The following is a 17,033-nucleotide window of genomic DNA, read 5'->3' on the forward strand; positions in this document are numbered from 1 at the left end:
CTCCAGATCGTGGAGAATTTTGAAAATTCTCCGTCGTGGGGCGGATGCAGACCAGAGCCCTGGATGGTCTGATCCGGTTAAGTCCCCAAAATGGACACCGCTTGCCGGGGCGGCTGTGGCGCCCAGGCAGCCCGGACCGCATCCACCGGCTTGTCGACCGCGGCCGCCGAGGGGAGATCAGACCTGCGGCGGCCGGTCGACCGGTACGTCAGCTCCGAGGGCCGCCGCGCGGCCGCCGGATCGCCCTGGCGATCTTCGCCATCCGGTCCATCAACTTCAGCGTGTGCTCCTGCCCGGCCGGGGATAGCCCCACCGAGCGCCAGGCCAGCGCCCCGACCACGAGCACGAGGATCGTCACCGGCAGCGCCATCGCCAGCGCGACAACCACCGACGCGCTCAACGCCGGCGCTGCAGTTTGGGTCGCGTCGGCCCAGGCCAGCACCAGGTAGTACGACGTACTCTTCATTCAAAACCCCGCCCTTCAAGTGGGTGTTTCAGAACGGGTCCTTCGCCCTAACGAAGGACCCGTTCGCTCTGCCGGGAGGACCAAGAACCTCGTTCCTGATCCCCCTGACGACTTCTAGGCCCCGAATCGGCAGATCGGTGTCGCGCTCTCCGATCTCTTCCGTCCATCTCGCCAGGAGGCGTCCCGGACCAACTGCACACCTGGACCGCCGAGGCCGCAACGAACCTGATCCGAAGCGACCCTTCGTAAAGGCGAGGAGACTTGGCCGAGATGGTTTCAACTCTCTGCCGCGAGCCGCGGGGCGCAATACAGGATGACCAGTGTGTGAGGTCGAGCACAGACGGCATGTCACGTACCGGGGCACCGGCCGGCCTGAGGATGCATCGGCCGATGGAGCTGCGGCGGACCGTTACCCCCAACGCGGTCGTCAGGTCGTAATTGGTTCAGCAGAGCGGTGGGCTCGGCACCGGCCGGGTAGCCATTGTGATCTGAATTCGTAATGCGACGCTGATCGAGGCTTCGCGGGTGCTGCAGGCCCCGACGGCAGCTGATGTAACTCACGGTCGGCCGGTGCTAGCGTGCGGTGAGTGGAGCTCATCACGGACAACCCACGTTGGAAGTTCACGGACAGACCGGGTTTCGATACGCGGCACCTGCGTGTGTGGTGCAGCATGCCGGGCATGTTGATCGCCGTCGTCACAGAGGTTGCCGACGAGAACGGTGACACGAACGGCACGAGCCTCGTCGAGGCGCACGAGCTGGTCTTGGCCCAGCTTCGGGCCGACTATCCCGGCAACGAGATCGAGTACGTTTTCTGCGAGGCGTGGGCCGAGAACTCCTGGGACATGTTCACCCGGATCACCGTTGCGGCAGATGGCACCCAGCACGGCCTCATGCTGATGACGAATCGCTTCATCTCCCGGATCAACGCACGGACCATCTACCGTCCGTACCGCGAGGCCCGGTCGGCCGTCTGAAGCAAGCCGCAGGTTGGTGCCCGCGCATGACAACCGGCAGGCAACGGGGCGTCGGCCGGGCGGAACCGCACAGGCGGTCCGATCCCGACACAATCTGGGCATGGATGGTCTCCCCGAAGGCGATTGGTCGCCCTGGTTGGCGCTCGAGCAGGCGATAGCTGTTGCACCCCGCACACCCGGTGTCTACGTCGCCCGTGAGCGCAGTACCGCGCGGCTCGTCTATGTGGGCATGGCCGGTCCGCGTCGAGGCCAAGGTCTCCGCGGGCGGCTGCGGGTTTATCTGAGTGGCAAAGCAGCAGTGAGCGGTCTTGGCGAAGCCGCACTGGACCGGGCGCTGGCCGACGAGGAGTGGCTGCGCCAGATGACCGAACGGACGTGTTCATCTGGCCCGATGAGGGCCACGCAGTGGGCTCAGGCAGCGCTAACTCGCGCAGACTTGGAAGTGCGCTTCACCAGCACACCCGACAAGGCCAGCGCGGCATCCTTGGAGCGGCAGGTGATCGCTGCGATCAACTTCGGCTTGTGGAACCGGCGGCGGTGAACCCTTTGCTCGACGATTCCGGCCTCTGACCGATGGCCGCCGAGCGGCTGCTGCCCTGACCCCAAGCTCAGCCGCTCGGCAAGGTCGGTACGTCGGTCGACGTGTGCCGGTCGACGCCGCTTCCGTTCGGCTGGTCGGTGGTTCTGGGTGGTGAGGGGCCGGTGGCGCTTAGGGTGCGATGGTGACCTGGGATCGGGCTGTGCAGGCGGCGTGTCGCAGGATGACGGGCTGGCGGGGGTTCGAGGTGTTACGGGCACCGGAGCTGGCGTTGCTGCTGTATGGGGTGGCGGGGGAGCGATCGTGCTACCCGGACGACGTGCGGGCAGAGTGGTTGCGGTACTGGTGCGAGGACCAGCGGGCCTGCCTGATGTGGCTGTGTGTGCAGCTGCAGCGCATGGGGCATGCCGTGGGCTCGCTGCCGGAATCCGCTTCGTCGCAGGTCAAGAGGCGCCTGGATCAGCTCGAAACCTCCACTGATGACGAAGTCGCCGCGACGTGGCTGTACGCAACGATGCCGACAGGCGACTACGACTGTGGTGACCCGGAACTGCCGCTGGCCCAGGTGATGCGGTCCATCAAAGGCTTTCTCGACCAGGACCTGCTGGCCGAACGGGGAGGTTTGCTGCCCGGAGACTGTGTCGTGGTGGCTGCGATCGCGCCTTTCGCCTCCCGGTCCGGTCTGACCTCGGCCGAGCTCGGCGTGGATCCGTACCAAGCGACCGTCCAGGAACCCGTCTGGGGTCTGGACCACCGCGAGCACACCGTCATCGGCGGGCCGCCGATCGCCCAGCTGGTCGCCTACCGTGACCTGCGAACCGGTCAGCAGCGCGACTATGTCCGGGACGTGGTAGCCAGCGAGCACCTGCGCATCGACAACTCCGCCTGGTCACCGGGAACAGGTCTCGCGCTGCTAGCCCCGGCCGCCTTGATCACCATTCCGGCCCTGGATCCCGAACGGGAGCCGGCCGGGCAGGATCAGCTGGACAACAAGTACCGGGCGCTGATCTTCGCCAGCGAGAGCCTTCCCCTGGCGCCGGGCCGTGAGTTGGTTCTGCGGGATCCGGCCGACAAGTACCGGTCCGCCGCGCTGGCCAGGTTGTGGCGGCTACGGGACAAGGAGCTTCGGGACGTCGGCGAGACCGACCCTCGCTACATCGCCGGACGCATCCTGAACGACCCTGCCTACCCCGCACCTACCCCACGAACGTCCCAGCAGTTGCAGGAAGACGAGGTGAGCGAGCAGTCGGCGCTGGTGTCGCGCGCCAGGAGGCCGCGGTCGCGGCAGGCACCGGCGGACCGGCAGCTCGTGACCGGGCAGCGCCGGGATGCGCTGATCCAATGGCTGAAGCTCGTGACCCGGAACTTCACCACCGGACGCGTCTCGGCAGCACTGGACGGTTTCACCCGCTCGACCAGCCTCATCACCGTCAGATCTCTCCTGGCGGTCGAGGGCTTCATCGAGGTTGCCGACCTGTACGGCAACGCCGGGACGCCGCTCACCCCTGCCGACGTCAAGCAGGGCTGGACCGGAGACATCCAGGTTCCCCGCATCCTTGCCGAAGCTCCGGACGACGTTGGTCTGGGCCGTGTAGAGGTCGTGTTTGCCCACCCGGTCGACGGCCACCTGGTGTCCGTCCGCGCCCACGGCGGCGACGCTGGCCTGAAGGTGGACGAGGTCAGGCTGTGGTTCAAGGTGCTGCCGTTGGACTGGGCGCTGTTCGTCTATGCCTTCTCATCAGGCTCACCCGAGCAGAACGCGGCCCATGAACTGACCGGCGTCTACGAGGGGTCGTTCACTACCCAACCGTCCTACGGCGGCATGGGTGGCAGCCTGCGTGTCCAACTCGCGCTGCTGCGAGCATTTACCGTGCCGGCCTGGACACCGCTGACCCGCCTGCGGCTGGGGACCGACGGTGCCGACCAGACGCCCCTGTACGAGGCACTGCACAAACAGGCACCGGACTGGGTCCGCCGACTGACCCCTGTGCCGCCCCAGCAGCGTTGAGCTGGCCGCCCCGCACAGCGGAACCCTGGCCGCTGGCGGCCGGCTGTGCGCATGGAGGACTCGATGTCACTTCGTGCAATTGGGTCGATCTCGATCCAGGGGACAGGCTACGGTGAATGACCTTGGGGGAAATGGATCTCCCAGCACCGCGGCCCCGCTCGGCGACCTCCCCAGGTTGTTCGGTGCCGCTGGCAACGAGTGCTCCTTCTCGTTGGCTCGAGGCTGCTGCTGGACTGCCGCCGTGGTGTGCGACCGGTAGGGCGGAAGCACACCGCACCAGCGGTGCGGTCCAGCAGCAGCCAGCCGGCGCCGCGCGTCGCGGCAGCTCCCCGCACGCCGGTCCGCGCCGCTGCGATCCAAGCGGAGACACGCGACTCGTGACCCCGCGTAGAGCGCTGTATAGCCAGGCCGATATCGGTGACGGACGCAAGGCTCGCGGCAGATCTGGCAGGATCACTGCAGAGCCACAGAAGGTCTGGAGATGCAGTGGGCGGACACAACATCGAGCACGGGCGCGATCGCGAACTGAGCAGGGCCGCTGCAGCGGCGAGGGCGATGCCGCCGCCGGCGAGAGGTCGAGGCCCCGAAGAACTCGCCTTCTGGCTGATCGCGCGCAACCCGCACCTCGCTGCGCTGCTCGATGACCTCCCGAGCACGGCATCGCCGTACGCCGCACCAGGGCAGCGCCCGGACTCGATCGACCTGGACAGCCTGGTTCTCGCGTTCGTCCAGCTCGACGCTCGCCAGGACAAGTTCCTCGTCGAGTTCGGTATCGGCGCCACCGATGAACACGGCTACGCCCAGTTCCTCGACGACAACCCCGTCGGCGCCACCGCAGAGGCCGTGAGCGGACTGCCACACACCGACCAGGCCGTCTTGCGGATGCTCGCCGCGCTGACCTTCCCCGGCGTACGGTTCTCGGTCTTCTACCTGCGCGACTGCCTGACCACCACCATGAACCAGCAGTTCCTCGCGGACTGGCTGGCCGTGGTCGGATCCGAGCTCACCCGACCACCCGGCGCGGCCGCCACCATCAGCTGACCACCGTACGGAACCGGCCCACCCAGCGGGGGCGCGTACGCCGTACCGAAAGGACTCCTCGCCGATGAAGCGGTTCTTCGACACCGACCCCACCCGATGGACCAGCCAGCACGAGAAGCTGCACATCTACGCGATTCCCCCGGAGCCGCTACGGGAACTGGCCGCCGAGTACCACGACGTGATGCGTGAACACGGACACCTGATCTCGACCCAGCCGCCGCAATGGCTGCACGTGACGGTCCAGCTGATCGACCGGCACTTGGCCGATCTCACAGGGGAAGACCTGGAGGCGCTCATCGCGACCCTGGACGTCGATCTGTCCGGCACGCCAGCGTTCACGCTGACGATGGGTCCGCCCGTGATCGGTGTCCACTCGGTCGGATTCCGTAGCCTGCCTCCGACGATGGCGTTCACCGTGCTCGTCGACCGGTGCCGAGTGGCGATCGCCGACGTGCTGGGCGAAGCCGCGATTGCCCCCGAGGGCGCCCAACAGAAGCCGCACGCGAGTCTCGGGTACGGCGTAGCCGACGGCGACTCCGACTCGCTGATCGGCGCGCTAAACGCGCTCACCTACGCCGCCAGCCGCGACAGCACCCCGATCACGTTCGCCGTCGACCGCGTCCATCTGGTCGCCGTCGACCAAGACCTTGCCGAAGGCCGCTACACCTGGCGGTCACTGGCGACCTTCCCTCTGCGTCCAGCGATCACACGCTAGGTTGTTGCAGGTGGGAAAGCGGAACCGGCGCAAAGGCGAGCGCCCCAAACGCCGAGTAGTCCCCGGAATGGCCGAAGACGATCCACTGATCGCCGACCCCAACTCGCGCGCGTACATCCTGCGGGCCATCCGCTGGTCCGCTCGTGCGCAGATGTTCTTGCTGAACTACCTGTCGTACGCCGACGACGGCGGCTTCAGCGTCCCCGGCCACGGTGCGCCCCGCGAGGACGGCGAGACCGATGAGCAGTACGAGTTGCGCCGCGACGTTACCCGCGGTCTGGTCGAGGTCCAGGCGGCCCTCGGTTCCTGGGCCGAGCTGGCCGCCGAAGACTTGCGGCAGATCATGCCCTCAGACGCCGGCCACGTGGCTGGCCTCATCTTCAGCGCAGGAATCCGCTGGGGCACCGCGACCAACTTCGAGGCCGCACCAAACGATCTCCGTGACGGCGCCAGACCCTACCTGGACGCGATGTGTCCTGAGCACCACCGAGATGACGCCGAACAGGTGCTGACCGGCCTCATGACCGAACTGACACTCGGGCTGATGACCGGCATCGTCGCAACCGAAGACGACGACCCCATTGAGCGCAGCGCCGGTGCCCAGCCGATCGCGACGATTCACGTCGTCGCGGCGATCACGACCTGGCTGTACCAGCAACCAGCCTGCGTGCCTGATCGCCCGGCGGTCCTGCAGGAGCTCAACGACGACGTCATGAAAGCTCTCCCGTACCTGTAGCTACACCCGAATCCCCGCCGTGCTGCTCGTGTGCCGGCTGCGAGCACACCTCCTCAGCAAGGCCGCTGAGAAACCACTCGCAATCGGCCGCGCTGACCGACCAGCGCAGCGACGCGCCACCTGTAAACTGCAATCTTCGCCGCGCACGGCGGAGTCACCCTCAGGGAACTCATGGCTCAGACGCAGGCCGGCCTTTTCCCGGTCGCCGACCCCGACCGGCACGCCAAGGGCCGCCAGAAGATGCACGGCCTGGCGCTGTACATCAACCACGTGTGGGAAGCCGCCGCCTCCACAGACACGACGCTCTGCCGTGACCACGGCATGGAAGCCGATTCCGAGCGCATCGCCCTCGAAATCGCGCCCGCCCTCGCCGCTATTCGCACCCTCGACCTCGAGGTCATCCGGAACAGCCAGCAACCGGCCGACGGCCGGCGATACCTTGACCTGCAGAAGACCGATCCTCAGGGGCAGGTCGTGCATGGCCTCCTGCTCGCGCGCAACGCCGACATCCACCTCCCGGCAACTCTCGACCTGCACGTCGACCGGGTCGTCGGCGGCCGCGCTGGCTACCGGGTGGTCCCGTCCTGGCAGCCCTACGACAAGCTGCCGAACGCCGTACGGTCCAGCGTGCGGACGCCGACCCGGAAGGTGGGAACGAGCCAGAGTGCCCACGATGCCTACCGAGACGTGATCGGCGGCCAGCTCGTGATCGAGACGCTGCTCGACGCGTTCGCGTTCTTCCTGCGCTGCGACCCAAGCCTGGCCCAGCGTGTCCCCGGATCATCCGAGCTGGCCTACTTCCCGCTGCCGGCGTACGCCGGGCACGACTACGAGCGCAGCCACCCCGACCAGCCCAACCGGGCCGTCGTCGGGGCCGACGTCCGCCGGATTGCCGTACAGACCCCGCCCACCGGGAGGGGCCGCGAGATCTCGTACCGGCTGACCGACGGCGGCACGGCCTTCTACTGCGGGTACACCGTGCAGTCGTCCGTGCTGCGGTCGGCATTCACTGAGGCAGCGCCCGAGATCGCACGCGACATCCTGGCCGGCTACCAGTACGTCGTGGTTGCCGCTGACGGAACGCGGCACGTCGTCAGCATCGGCGCCGACGGCCACCTGATCGCTGATGGTGCCGCCCTGGACGGCTGCTCCTTCAATGAGCCCACCGGTGAGCCGTCGGCCGAGACCTGGCGGGGGTGGTGGCAGCTGACGTCCGGCGACCCGTTCTACCACCGGACTCAACGGCAGGGACACTGATCAACCCCGTTCGCATCGCCCGCATGTGGGGCTGACGCCATGCGGGCGATGCGCACTGTCGGTGGTCACGGTGACACTGGCCGTGGTAGCGACCGTGAGAGGGGATGGTGAACATGTCCGAGGTGTCGTTCGTGTGGCTGGAGATCACCGGGAAGTGTCAGCTGCAGTGTGTGCACTGCTATGCCGAGTCCGGGCCGGGCGGGTCGCATGGGGTGATGGAGACCGGCGACTGGATCCGGGTCATTGACGAGGTGGCCGGGCTGGGGGTGTCGATGGTGCAGTTCATCGGCGGCGAACCGACCCTGCACCCCGCCTTGCCCGTGCTGCTCGAGCACGCGCTGAGGGTCGGTGTCGAGGTCGAGGTGTTCTCCAACCTGGTGCATGTGACCCCGGCGTTGTGGGAGTTGTTCGCGCTGCCCGGGGTCCGGCTGGCGTGCTCGTACTACTCCGACGACGCCGGGCAGCATGCCGCCGTCACGGGCAGGGGGAACTCGTACGCACGCACCAAGGCGAACATCGCCGAAGCGGTACGGCGGTCGGTGCCGTTGCGCGTCGGCGTCGTCGACCTGGCCGACGACCAGCGCAGCCGACAGGCCACCGACGAGCTCACCGGACTTGGCGTGACCGACATCGGCTGGGACCAGCTGCGTGGTGTCGGCCGCGGCCAACGCGACCACCAAGGAGGCACGCCGGGCAGCGTTGATCAGCTGTGTGGGCAGTGCGCTTCGAACGTCCTCGCGGTGTCACCGACCGGTGAGGTCTGGCCGTGTGTTTTCAGTCGCTGGCTCCCGTCCGGCAACGTCCGGACGAGCTCGCTGGGCGAGATCGTCGCCGGACCGGTCCTGCGCGATATCCGGGCGGGGCTGGTGGCTGAGTTCGAGAAGCGTTCGGCGCAGCCGTGTGTGCCGAACATGTGCGACCCGCAGTGTGGGCCGTCGTGCGGCCCGGCGTGTAATCCGTCGTGCTGGCCGCATGGGACCGGCCCGTGCACCCCGCGCGGCGGTTGTGTCCCGCACTATCGCTGAATGGTGAACGGTACGCCGAGCTCGTCGACCAGGGCCGTGACCGGTGCGGCGAGCTCGGGGAAGTCGCCGGCGTCGAGACGGTCTTTCAGCCGGGCGGCCGCGACCAGCAGCGCCACCCGGCCTGCCGGGGAATCGAGCACGTCGGCGAACCGTGCTCGGACCTGCTGCGCGATGGCCGGTACGCGCAGGCTGAACAGGAGCAAGGTGGCCTCGTCGTACCCGGTGGGGCCACGGCCCCACATCTCCCAGTCCAGGATCGCCAGTCGCGGCCCGAACACGTTGGCCCAGTGCAGATCACCGTGGACCGTCGACCACGAATCCACCGTCACCGGTGCCCCGTAGACCCGGGCGGTGCGGTCACGCGTCCGGTCGACGTCGACACCGATCCGGTCGGTCGGCGTCGTACGTAACGCGGCCAATGCGGTGGCCAGGTCGATCCACCACGACTGCGGCAGGCTGGGGTCGCCGGACAGGTCGTCGGTCGCCGAGACGGCCCGGCCCGGGAGCAGTTCCATCAGCTCGGCGCGCTGTGTGCGCCAGCCGGCTTCGTTCCATTCCAGCACCCCGATCACCTGTGCACGCGGGACCGTGGTGAGCTGGTCGGCGTCGGTGTTGCCGGTCCAGGTGTCACCGCTGGCCCACTCGGGAAACTCCGACACCACTCGCAGCCAGAAGTCCCCGGCCGGGCCGGTGACGGGCGCGCCGATGGTCCGCAGCCGCCACCCGAACGTCACCTCACCGGTCACGTCGACGTCGAAGTGCCGCGCGGCCTGGTCAAGGTTCAGCCGCATCCACTCGGCAAATCGACGGTCGGCTTCGGCCTCGCTCATCGGCGGGGCCGGCCCGTCGTCGGTCACGAGATGCCCTGGATGTCGTCGTCGATGATGTGGCGCAGGTAGGCCTGCGGCGACTTCAGGAACCGTGACCAGTGTTCGACCAGGTCGAGGTCCTGCCAGGGGACGCGGCGCAGTCCCCACGGGCCGACTTCGACGACGTCGGCGCCGGGAGTCGCGGCCAGGATCGGGGAGTGGGTCGCGCAGACGACCTGCGCGCCAGTGCGCCCAAGGCGGTGCAGGACCGAGATCAGGTGCAGGCACGACGAGAACGACAAGGCGGCCTCGGGCTCGTCCATCACGTAGAACCCGGGCGCGTTCATCATCGACTCGATCATCGTCACGAACCCCTCGCCGTGGCTCATCGCGGACGTGTCGGCCTCCCAGTAGCCGCCGACGCCACCGAGGTTCTCCGTCATCGAGAACGCCGTTTCGGCGCGCAGGAAGAACCCCTTCTTCTTCACCCGTGGCCCGCCGAGCATCTTCGACCCGGCCGCGGTCGTGTCCAGGCGCAGGACCTTGCCGAGCTCGGTCGTGACTGGCTCCGGCCGCGCTGTCTTCACTGCAGCGCGGCCGCCGTGCGGGTCGAGTTTGAAACCTTCAGCGATCGCCTCGACCAGCGTCGACTTGCCCGAGCCGTTGTCACCCATCAAGAACGTCACCGGCGCAGCAAACTCCAGGCCCTCATCAACGACCTGCTGAACACACGGCACCGTGAACGGCCACCGCGACAGCTGCCCATGGTCGGGCTGCAGGTGGTCAGGAATGTAAGCGCGGCGAACGAACACTGGTCGGCACTTCCTTTCGCCGGGATCGATGAGGGACACAGTGATGGCCGTAGCTCGATCGGCCGCCGACCTACTCGGTCAGGGGCGACCCGGCCACCCTCGATCAGTCTCGCGGTGGGTGACATCGCTGTCTGGCCTGGTCATCGGGTTCACCCTCCTGTACGTCGAAGAACCGACGCAAGTTCGCCGCAGATCGGGTCAGGCTGCCGATCGCACCGCTCGACCCCCTGAGCTGATCCGAACTCGGGGGGAGGTTATTTCATTGCACGCGGCGAGCAGCGAGGGCATCGACTGGGCGAATCACTCGCTGCGTTGATCAGGCGGGTGCTTTTTTCGCATTCCCCGCACCACGGCGGCGGAGTCTTCCTCGCGACTGGACCCGTGCGCTTCGGACCGAAGCGCTTCCCTGCCAGATCCGGCCTGTTGATGAAGTGGGCGTGCCCGCCGCAGAAGCCTTCTTTGCCGTCTTCAGCCACTGACCTGCACGGGTTGCCGGCATAGCTGATACCCCGACACAGCAGGTCCGGACGCACTGCATTCAGGTGCTCGAACAGCTCTCTCGACCAGGGTACGAAGTAGACCCCGCACCCACATGGGCAGCTGACTACTTCGCCTACGTGATCAGCGCACAGTAGATCATCAGGGCCACCAATGGACACGTTGCAGTTGGACACCAGGCACCTGTAGGCCATCGTTTCCGGGTTCCTTTCGTCAGGCCTCGATGAGCTTCCCGGCCACTGCCTGACCATCGCGTACGAGCAGCAGCAGCGGCCGGACGGCTGCGTCCTCCTCGACCGAGCCGTCCGGTACGGACGCCTGACCGTGAATGTCGCGCGTCGCGCCGCTGGGGTGGCTCCAGACCCACTTGACGTGGTCTGAGCGAACCCAGATGGCGCCGTTGGCATCGAAGACGACGTCGCCCGGCTTCCACACGGCGTCGAGAGTCGTGATCTTGTGGACGTCGGTCATAGGGTCCTCGTTCTCGCGGTAGTCAGACTGTACGGCGGAGGTGGCGGGGGACGGCGCGCATGACGCGGCCGAGGTCGTCGGTGATGGCGGAGACCCGCTCGTTGCGTCCGTCGTCATCGATGTAGATCATCACAGTTCGAACGTCGGCATGGCCGGAGAGCTCCTGGATGTCTTCGGCGCTGAGGCCGCGGCGCTTCTGGTCGGTGATGGCCGTGGCGCGTAGCGAGTGCGGTGTGACCTTCTCGGGCCGGGGGATGCCCGCGGCCCTGGCGAGCCGGCGCAGCATGCGGGTGACGTCGTGCCGGTCGAGCCGTTGCCCGGCGGCATCGGTGATCAGTGCCGGTCGTCCGGTTCCGGCCCAGGCCGGCCGGATCGCGACGTACAGGTCGAGCAGCTCGGCGACCGTGGTCTCGAGCGGAACCCGCTCCTGCGCGCCGCCCTTGCGGGTGATCACCAGCCACGTACGGCGGCCCTCGTCCTGGCGATCGCTGTCATCGGCCGCGCACAGCTCGGACACCCGCAGAGCACCGGTGAACAGCAGCCCGACGACCAGGGCATCGCGTACGTCGGTCGCGGCCGCGAGCAGCGCGGAGACGTCGTCGGCCGTCAGCACGCGCGCCGAGGTCGCTTTGCGACCACGCTTGACCTTCGGCCGGTGGTCGTCGTCGGAGATAGGGGAGATCACCTGCAGTCCCCAGCCGTTCGCGTACTTATAGAGGCTGGACAGCGATGACAGCCGGCGGGCGATCGACGACTCGCTGGTGCCGGCGTCTTGCTGGCGGGTGAGCCACATCGTGATCTCGGCGCGGTGCAGGTCGAGGGCGAAGCGTTCCCGGCCGAGCTCGCGGCGGGCCCAGTCGGCCCACAGGAGCAGGTCGTCGGCGTACGCGATCCTGGTCTGTTTGCTCGCGCGCCGTGTGCCGCCTAGCCACAGCACCGCCAGCGCGGTGGTCTCCGGCGTCAAGGCCTCCGCGAGAAGGTCCAGCCGGTCGACCGGTTCGGCGTCGCGGTCCGCGCCGATCGGACGCCGGACGCCCAGCGTCCGACGTACCGCGGCCTCGGTCGCCGCATCGGGAAGTGGCCGGTCATCCTGAGGTACGACGGGGGAGCCGACCGGCCTCGGGGACACCGGCACGAGATCCGTGCCGGTGCTGGTCGGCGGTTCTGCGCCGGGCTGGGTCAGCGCCATGGCGCCTGCAGGTGCTCGGGCAGCCAGGCTGCGGTGGTTTCGGTGGCTGCCGCGATCGGCTTCCAGACCGCGCTGCCGTCGGCGAGCCAGGCCAGGCCGAGCCACCCCATCCGGATCAGCAGGTCGGCCCAGCCCTCCGGAAGGCCGTGCTCGTTCCGGTCATACGGGCCGACCAGGCGGACCTCCGGCTCCAGACGGGCGCCGGTCGCCGGATCGAAGCGCAGGACCTTGCCGGGCAGCGTGCCCCACCCCTGAAGGTTCCGCACGGTCATCGCGACGGCGCGCCGGTCCGAGTCGGTCCAGTCGTCGACGGTCCGCCGTACGCCGTTCGCGTCGAATCGCTCCGTTGGCGCCGGCCGGTACCGCGATGTGGCTGCTCGGGTGCCTGACGGCCCGCTCTGATCGCCGGTCGGCGGCTCATCGGTCATGACACACAGGGTAGCACTTAATAGGGATTATGCGCTACGTTTTCGTAGTTTTGTTTCGTACAAAAACACGAAACAAAACACTACAAAATACGTTTACAAAACATACGAAACCAGGTATCATCAGCCCATGACGAGCCTGGATGTGAGTGAGTACGGCGCCGAATCCAGGGGGCACTGCGCCTTCCCGGGCGTGGACTGCCCGAATCCACCGGCCCAGGCCGATGGCACCGTGCCGAAACCCGGCCGGCCGGGGCGGCCGCCGATCTACTGCCAGCAGATCGGCGCAACCCGGAGTGGGCGCCCGGTGAAGCACAACCGGGCGTACGCTGCCGTCGAACAGCGCAAGCTCGACGCGGCGGACCGGCGGCCCGGTGATGCGGAGCGCGGATCTGCGCCGGTCTCAGATGCGCGGGCCACGCTGGAAGACCGCGTCGCGCGGTTGCCTGGTGCCGTTGAAGGCCTCGGAGAACTGCTGGTCGACTTCATGGAAGCCGCCCAGGCCTACGGAGACGCGGACGCCGTGGCGGCCGAGATCGACCAGATCAAGGCCGAGAGCCGCGCGGAGGTCGCCGAGGCCCAGCGGCAGCGCGGCGAAGAAGAACAGCGCCGCCGTACCGCAGAGCGCCAGGCCGAGCTCGCCGAGCAGGCGAAGGCCGAGGCCGAGGAGACCGTCGACGAGATGGCCGGCGAGCTCGAGGCCGCCCGCGCCGAGACTACCCAGGCACGCGAGGCGGAGCTGCAGGCCCGCGCGGCCGCCGACGCTGCAGCGCTCGAAGCAGCCGAGGCGATCGCGCAGGCACGCGCCGAGGCCGAGGAGCGGATCCGCGCCATCCAGGAGAGCGCGCGCGAACAGGTAGAGCAAGCCCAGCGCGCAGCCCAGCAGGCCCGGATCGAACAGGTGCAGGCCGAAGCCGGCCAGGCCACCGCACGCGCGAGCGCTGAAGCCGCCACGGCCGAACTGACCGCGCTCCGCAGCGAGATCCGCGAGACCGCCCAGACGCACCGCAGCGAGCTCGACACCCTGCGCGCCGACCATCGCGCGGACCTCGACCAGCTCCGCACCGACCACCACGAGCAACTGGCCGACGTACGGACCTCGGCCGCCGAACGCGTCGCCGCTGTCACCTCGGCCCTGCGTACCGCCGAACAGGCCGCCGACGACCTGCGCCGTCAGCTCGCCGACCGACACCAGGCGGCACCCGAAACCGGTACGGCCGCGGCCCGGCCAGACCAGGACGCGGACCCGGAATGACCGCCCCGGCGCGCCAACCGGCACGCCGGGGCTACCCTCCCTGCCCCTCCTGCGGACACACCCCGGCGAAGTGGGTCGAAGCCAAGGACCAAGCCGACGAGCTCAAGATCGACTGGATCTTCGAGACCCGGCCAGCGACCGCCACGAAGCCCGGCGCTGTCGCATCACGGAAGTGCTGTGGCCACTGCCAACCCGACGGGCCGATGTACGCGATCAGCTGCCGCGGCTGCACTGCTGGCCCCTTTCTCACCGGCGCCCTCGTCGACCAGGTCCGCGACAACCAGCTGCCCGCACACGTCGCTGACCGGCTGAAAGCCAACCGGTGGCTGCCCGCCCGTGACGGCAACGGCTGGGTCTGCCCCGACTGCCAGATCCCGCGATCGGAGGAGTGATCTCATGGCGGCACGGCCATCGAAAGCCCTCGCGGCCTGGAACGAACTCAACGACCGCCAGCAGGGCACACTCACCGCGATCTACGAACAAGACCAGGCCCGCGAAGCGTCACACCGCCGCGACGCAGCGCGCGACTGGGATAACACCCCAGCCGCCATCTGGCGCCGCATCGATTTCGCCCACGACCCCGCCGCCCGCGACCTGCTCGGCCTCACCACGCTCCAGACGGCTCTGGCCAAGAGCGGCTGGGACAACCAAGGCAACGGCGCCACCATGGCCGCCCTGGAGTCCCGCGGCCTCATCACCCGCGGCAGCTACCCGACCACGCTCGGCACCATGCTGACCGTCGCCCTCACCCGTCACGGCCGCGCCGTCGCCCGCACCGCCACCGATGTCCGCGGTTCAGCGCCGAAACCGAAAGCCGCGCTGAGTGAACGGTCCTGGCAAGTCCTCGCGCAGCTGTGGTCGGCCGACCAGGCCGGACGCAGACTCGAATGGAGCCACTCCACGACCATCGAACGTGTCCTGATCGACAGGCACCAGCCACCACTGGCCGCGTACGTGAGCGGCGGCTACACGATCACCGATCGCGGCCGCGACTTCTACCGCGACCAGTACGCCGTACACACCGCGGCACACCCCGCCATATGGGCACCGCACCCGGACGGCCCCGGCGCAGAGCCCTGGCCAGCCCGTGCCGACGAGATCCTTACCAGCCACCAGCAGCACTACCGGCAGCTCTGCGGTGCCTGGCGCCAAGCCGGCGCCGATCACACCGCCGCACAGACCGAGATGGCCGAGCTCACCGCGCCGGATCCGGATCTACCCGCGCCAGCAGCGCGTCTTGCCGCTCGTCGACGGAAACTGTGGCACGACACCGCCAGACGGCGCGCCGACCTCGCCGCTGATCACCGCAACCAACTCGCTGCGCTGGCCACCCACGCAGCCCACGCGTACGCCGTCACAGCGATTGCCGCCCACCGTGCCGCTGTTGCACAAACCGACCCCGTCGACGGACTCGTCGAACCCGGATCCAGCGACGACGGGGACGAACAACGACTCGCCCCGCCGGCCGAAACCGGAATCCCCGCCCTCGACTCCGCCGCGAAGAAGCTTCACGCCGCCGCCATGGGTACACCTGTCCAGCGCCGCGGACCCCGACCCACCACCGGCCCAACCCCAGTCCGGCGACGTCGCCGCACAGCAGCCGCCCCGCCAACAACTGACCCTGAACCCGGCCGAGAATCCGCTGCGCTTGCCGATTACCTCACCCAGCATCTCGCCGGCGGCGCACTACTGCGCCGCCTCCACCCCGAACGTTCGAGGCCGACCGCATGAGCCCCCTCGACAGCTGCGGCATCAGTAGTGTGGGGCACGCCATGAAAGGAAGTGCACGATGTTTTATCGCGACGTCCTCGGGGGCTACATCTCCTGCTCAGAAGACACCTGGCACATGAGCCCGGCGTACATAGTTGCCTCTGCGGCCAGACGCCTCATCGCAGAAGGGCAAAACGTCGCACTCCCGGGGGACTACGACCTCAACGTGCTGAACCAGATCACCTGGCTCACCGGGCAATACCTCGAACGAGTCAAGGTCACTGAACGCCAAGCCGGTGAGCTCGCTCAAATCGCGCGCACCCTCCAGGATGACCACGCCACGGCCACCACGCCGTCGGAACGAGACGCAATCACCGAACTCTGCAGGATCGTCGCCGCACCGCACAACAGGTAAGCATCTGGCGGGGCGTCGGGATGGGAAGATCAAGCATGGCGAATCAAGAGGCCGTTCCGGAATCGATTGAACAGATGCTCAAAGAGCTTCTGGCTGCCCGCGGTGCACCGGTTGTGAAGCTGGAGAAGGCGGCCCACGTATCGGAGCACGCGCGAGGAGCCCGGCCACAGAAACCGGTCATCTACATCGACGACAAGTTCCTCGCCGCACGTCCCGACGTACAGCGATTCATGCTCGCCCACGAGCTCGCGCGGCTGCAGCTCGGCAAACCCCGGCTCCCTGGCGGCCGCGCCCTCGCTGGCGCGGGGGCGCTGTTCACCTTTCTGGGACCGGTGCTGTTCGTGGTGATCGCGGCGGCCACCGGAGTCGATCAGCTCGCCTGGGGCGGCTGGTCGGCAATTATTGTCGGCGTTGCGACGCTGCTCGGAGCGCGAAGGGCACAGAGCAACCAGCTGGCAGCAGACGCACTCGCAATTGAGCAGCACGGCGAGCCAGAATCCGACGTCCTCATCACCATCTGGTTGATGGACCCGCCCCGCTTCATGCCACAGATCCTCGACCCCGTCGTCAGCGGAGTCTGGCGCAATGTCTACAAGACAGCACCTCCCACGGCAATGTGGCTGCGCAGCGCGCTGCGCGGCGGCCAGTAACGGGTTCAGCCTGCTGACGACGGGCTGGCGATCCCG

The 17,033-nt window shown here is 68.1% G+C and carries 19 protein-coding genes; 13 read left to right on the forward strand and 6 right to left on the reverse strand.

Features of this window, described 5'->3' with window-relative positions; genetic code table 11:
- Positions 1-208 precede the first annotated feature (208 nt).
- Positions 209-466, reverse strand: coding sequence for a hypothetical protein (locus ACIA49_RS38590; RefSeq protein ID WP_396383246.1), 258 nt, complete (start codon positions 464-466; stop codon positions 209-211).
- A gap of 680 nt (positions 467-1,146) precedes the next feature.
- Here ACIA49_RS38590 and ACIA49_RS38595 point away from each other — a divergent pair.
- The 8 genes from ACIA49_RS38595 to ACIA49_RS38630 all read left to right on the forward strand — a co-directional run bounded on the left by ACIA49_RS38595 (position 1,147) and on the right by ACIA49_RS38630 (position 8,763).
- Complete coding sequence (locus ACIA49_RS38595) at positions 1,147-1,443, forward strand: hypothetical protein (RefSeq protein ID WP_396383247.1); 297 nt, start codon at positions 1,147-1,149, stop codon at positions 1,441-1,443.
- A 100-nt stretch (positions 1,444-1,543) separates the two neighbouring features.
- A complete protein-coding gene (locus ACIA49_RS38600; RefSeq protein ID WP_396383248.1) occupies positions 1,544-1,984 on the forward strand; it encodes a hypothetical protein in 441 nt (146 codons plus the stop codon).
- Positions 1,985-2,204: 220 nt separating this feature from the next.
- Positions 2,205-3,989 (forward strand): hypothetical protein, encoded by a 1,785-nt coding sequence (locus tag ACIA49_RS38605; RefSeq protein WP_396383249.1) that lies wholly within the window; start codon positions 2,205-2,207, stop codon positions 3,987-3,989.
- A 486-nt stretch (positions 3,990-4,475) separates the two neighbouring features.
- Positions 4,476-5,030, forward strand: coding sequence for a hypothetical protein (locus ACIA49_RS38610; protein ID WP_396383250.1), 555 nt, complete (start codon positions 4,476-4,478; stop codon positions 5,028-5,030).
- Positions 5,031-5,094: 64 nt separating this feature from the next.
- Entirely contained in the window at positions 5,095-5,745 is a 651-nt protein-coding gene (locus ACIA49_RS38615; protein ID WP_396383251.1) for a 2'-5' RNA ligase family protein, read from the forward strand.
- Between the two features lie 10 nt (positions 5,746-5,755).
- Complete coding sequence (locus ACIA49_RS38620; RefSeq protein WP_396383252.1) at positions 5,756-6,481, forward strand: hypothetical protein; 726 nt, start codon at positions 5,756-5,758, stop codon at positions 6,479-6,481.
- 171 nt (positions 6,482-6,652) lie between these two features.
- Positions 6,653-7,738, forward strand: coding sequence for a hypothetical protein (locus tag ACIA49_RS38625; protein WP_396383253.1), 1,086 nt, complete (start codon positions 6,653-6,655; stop codon positions 7,736-7,738).
- A gap of 113 nt (positions 7,739-7,851) precedes the next feature.
- Positions 7,852-8,763 carry a radical SAM protein gene (locus ACIA49_RS38630; RefSeq protein ID WP_396383254.1) on the forward strand — a complete coding sequence of 304 codons (912 nt, stop codon included), beginning with the start codon at positions 7,852-7,854 and terminating at the stop codon, positions 8,761-8,763.
- Here the strand turns inward: ACIA49_RS38630 and ACIA49_RS38635 are convergent.
- The 5 genes from ACIA49_RS38635 to ACIA49_RS38655 all read right to left on the reverse strand — a co-directional run bounded on the left by ACIA49_RS38635 (position 8,754) and on the right by ACIA49_RS38655 (position 12,970).
- A complete protein-coding gene (locus tag ACIA49_RS38635) occupies positions 8,754-9,620 on the reverse strand; it encodes a hypothetical protein (protein ID WP_396383255.1) in 867 nt (288 codons plus the stop codon). The genes ACIA49_RS38630 and ACIA49_RS38635 overlap by 10 nt on opposite strands.
- Positions 9,617-10,384, reverse strand: a complete 768-nt coding sequence (locus ACIA49_RS38640; protein ID WP_396383256.1) for an ATP-binding cassette domain-containing protein — start codon at positions 10,382-10,384, stop codon at positions 9,617-9,619. Before ACIA49_RS38640 ends, ACIA49_RS38635 begins: the two co-directional genes overlap by 4 nt.
- A 711-nt stretch (positions 10,385-11,095) precedes the next feature.
- The gene (locus tag ACIA49_RS38645; protein ID WP_396383257.1) at positions 11,096-11,353 is read right to left on the reverse strand and encodes a hypothetical protein; all 258 of its coding nucleotides are present in this window, start codon (positions 11,351-11,353) and stop codon (positions 11,096-11,098) included.
- A gap of 22 nt (positions 11,354-11,375) precedes the next feature.
- Positions 11,376-12,542: a tyrosine-type recombinase/integrase gene (locus ACIA49_RS38650; RefSeq protein WP_396383258.1), complete on the reverse strand. Its 1,167-nt coding sequence runs from the start codon at positions 12,540-12,542 to the stop codon at positions 11,376-11,378.
- Complete coding sequence (locus tag ACIA49_RS38655; RefSeq protein ID WP_396383259.1) at positions 12,533-12,970, reverse strand: hypothetical protein; 438 nt, start codon at positions 12,968-12,970, stop codon at positions 12,533-12,535. The genes ACIA49_RS38650 and ACIA49_RS38655 overlap by 10 nt, the downstream gene beginning before the upstream one ends.
- 127 nt (positions 12,971-13,097) lie before the next feature.
- Here ACIA49_RS38655 and ACIA49_RS38660 point away from each other — a divergent pair, with 127 nt between their 5' ends.
- From ACIA49_RS38660 to ACIA49_RS38680, 5 genes are read left to right on the forward strand one after another with little or no spacing between them, the layout of a single operon-like run.
- Positions 13,098-14,222, forward strand: coding sequence for a hypothetical protein (locus tag ACIA49_RS38660; protein ID WP_396383260.1), 1,125 nt, complete (start codon positions 13,098-13,100; stop codon positions 14,220-14,222).
- On the forward strand, positions 14,219-14,614 hold the full coding sequence (locus tag ACIA49_RS38665) for a hypothetical protein (protein WP_396383261.1): 396 nt from the start codon (positions 14,219-14,221) through the stop codon (positions 14,612-14,614). The genes ACIA49_RS38660 and ACIA49_RS38665 overlap by 4 nt, the downstream gene beginning before the upstream one ends.
- A 4-nt stretch (positions 14,615-14,618) precedes the next feature.
- Positions 14,619-15,953, forward strand: coding sequence for a hypothetical protein (locus tag ACIA49_RS38670; protein WP_396383262.1), 1,335 nt, complete (start codon positions 14,619-14,621; stop codon positions 15,951-15,953).
- A 58-nt stretch (positions 15,954-16,011) separates the two neighbouring features.
- Entirely contained in the window at positions 16,012-16,347 is a 336-nt protein-coding gene (locus ACIA49_RS38675) for a hypothetical protein (protein ID WP_396383263.1), read from the forward strand.
- Positions 16,348-16,382: 35 nt separating this feature from the next.
- Positions 16,383-16,997: a hypothetical protein gene (locus ACIA49_RS38680; protein WP_396383264.1), complete on the forward strand. Its 615-nt coding sequence runs from the start codon at positions 16,383-16,385 to the stop codon at positions 16,995-16,997.
- Positions 16,998-17,033 lie beyond the last annotated feature (36 nt).

The sequence above is a fragment of the Kribbella sp. NPDC051587 genome, assembly GCF_044453945.1.
GTDB lineage: Bacteria > Actinomycetota > Actinomycetes > Propionibacteriales > Kribbellaceae > Kribbella.

Bases quoted from the DNA above. Each gene is read 5' to 3' on its own strand.
- ACIA49_RS38590 (WP_396383246.1), bottom strand. From the start codon at position 466: ATGAAGAGTACGTCGTACTACCTGGTGCTGGCCTGGGCCGACGCGACC.
- ACIA49_RS38595 (WP_396383247.1), top strand. From the start codon at position 1,147: ATGTTGATCGCCGTCGTCACAGAGGTTGCCGACGAGAACGGTGACACG.
- ACIA49_RS38600 (WP_396383248.1), top strand. From the start codon at position 1,544: ATGGATGGTCTCCCCGAAGGCGATTGGTCGCCCTGGTTGGCGCTCGAG.
- ACIA49_RS38605 (WP_396383249.1), top strand. From the start codon at position 2,205: ATGACGGGCTGGCGGGGGTTCGAGGTGTTACGGGCACCGGAGCTGGCG.
- ACIA49_RS38615 (WP_396383251.1), top strand. From the start codon at position 5,095: ATGAAGCGGTTCTTCGACACCGACCCCACCCGATGGACCAGCCAGCAC.
- ACIA49_RS38625 (WP_396383253.1), top strand. From the start codon at position 6,653: ATGGCTCAGACGCAGGCCGGCCTTTTCCCGGTCGCCGACCCCGACCGG.
- ACIA49_RS38630 (WP_396383254.1), top strand. From the start codon at position 7,852: ATGTCCGAGGTGTCGTTCGTGTGGCTGGAGATCACCGGGAAGTGTCAG.
- ACIA49_RS38645 (WP_396383257.1), bottom strand. From the start codon at position 11,353: ATGACCGACGTCCACAAGATCACGACTCTCGACGCCGTGTGGAAGCCG.
- ACIA49_RS38650 (WP_396383258.1), bottom strand. From the start codon at position 12,542: ATGGCGCTGACCCAGCCCGGCGCAGAACCGCCGACCAGCACCGGCACG.
- ACIA49_RS38655 (WP_396383259.1), bottom strand. From the start codon at position 12,970: ATGACCGATGAGCCGCCGACCGGCGATCAGAGCGGGCCGTCAGGCACC.
- ACIA49_RS38660 (WP_396383260.1), top strand. From the start codon at position 13,098: ATGACGAGCCTGGATGTGAGTGAGTACGGCGCCGAATCCAGGGGGCAC.
- ACIA49_RS38665 (WP_396383261.1), top strand. From the start codon at position 14,219: ATGACCGCCCCGGCGCGCCAACCGGCACGCCGGGGCTACCCTCCCTGC.
- ACIA49_RS38670 (WP_396383262.1), top strand. From the start codon at position 14,619: ATGGCGGCACGGCCATCGAAAGCCCTCGCGGCCTGGAACGAACTCAAC.
- ACIA49_RS38675 (WP_396383263.1), top strand. From the start codon at position 16,012: ATGTTTTATCGCGACGTCCTCGGGGGCTACATCTCCTGCTCAGAAGAC.
- ACIA49_RS38680 (WP_396383264.1), top strand. From the start codon at position 16,383: ATGGCGAATCAAGAGGCCGTTCCGGAATCGATTGAACAGATGCTCAAA.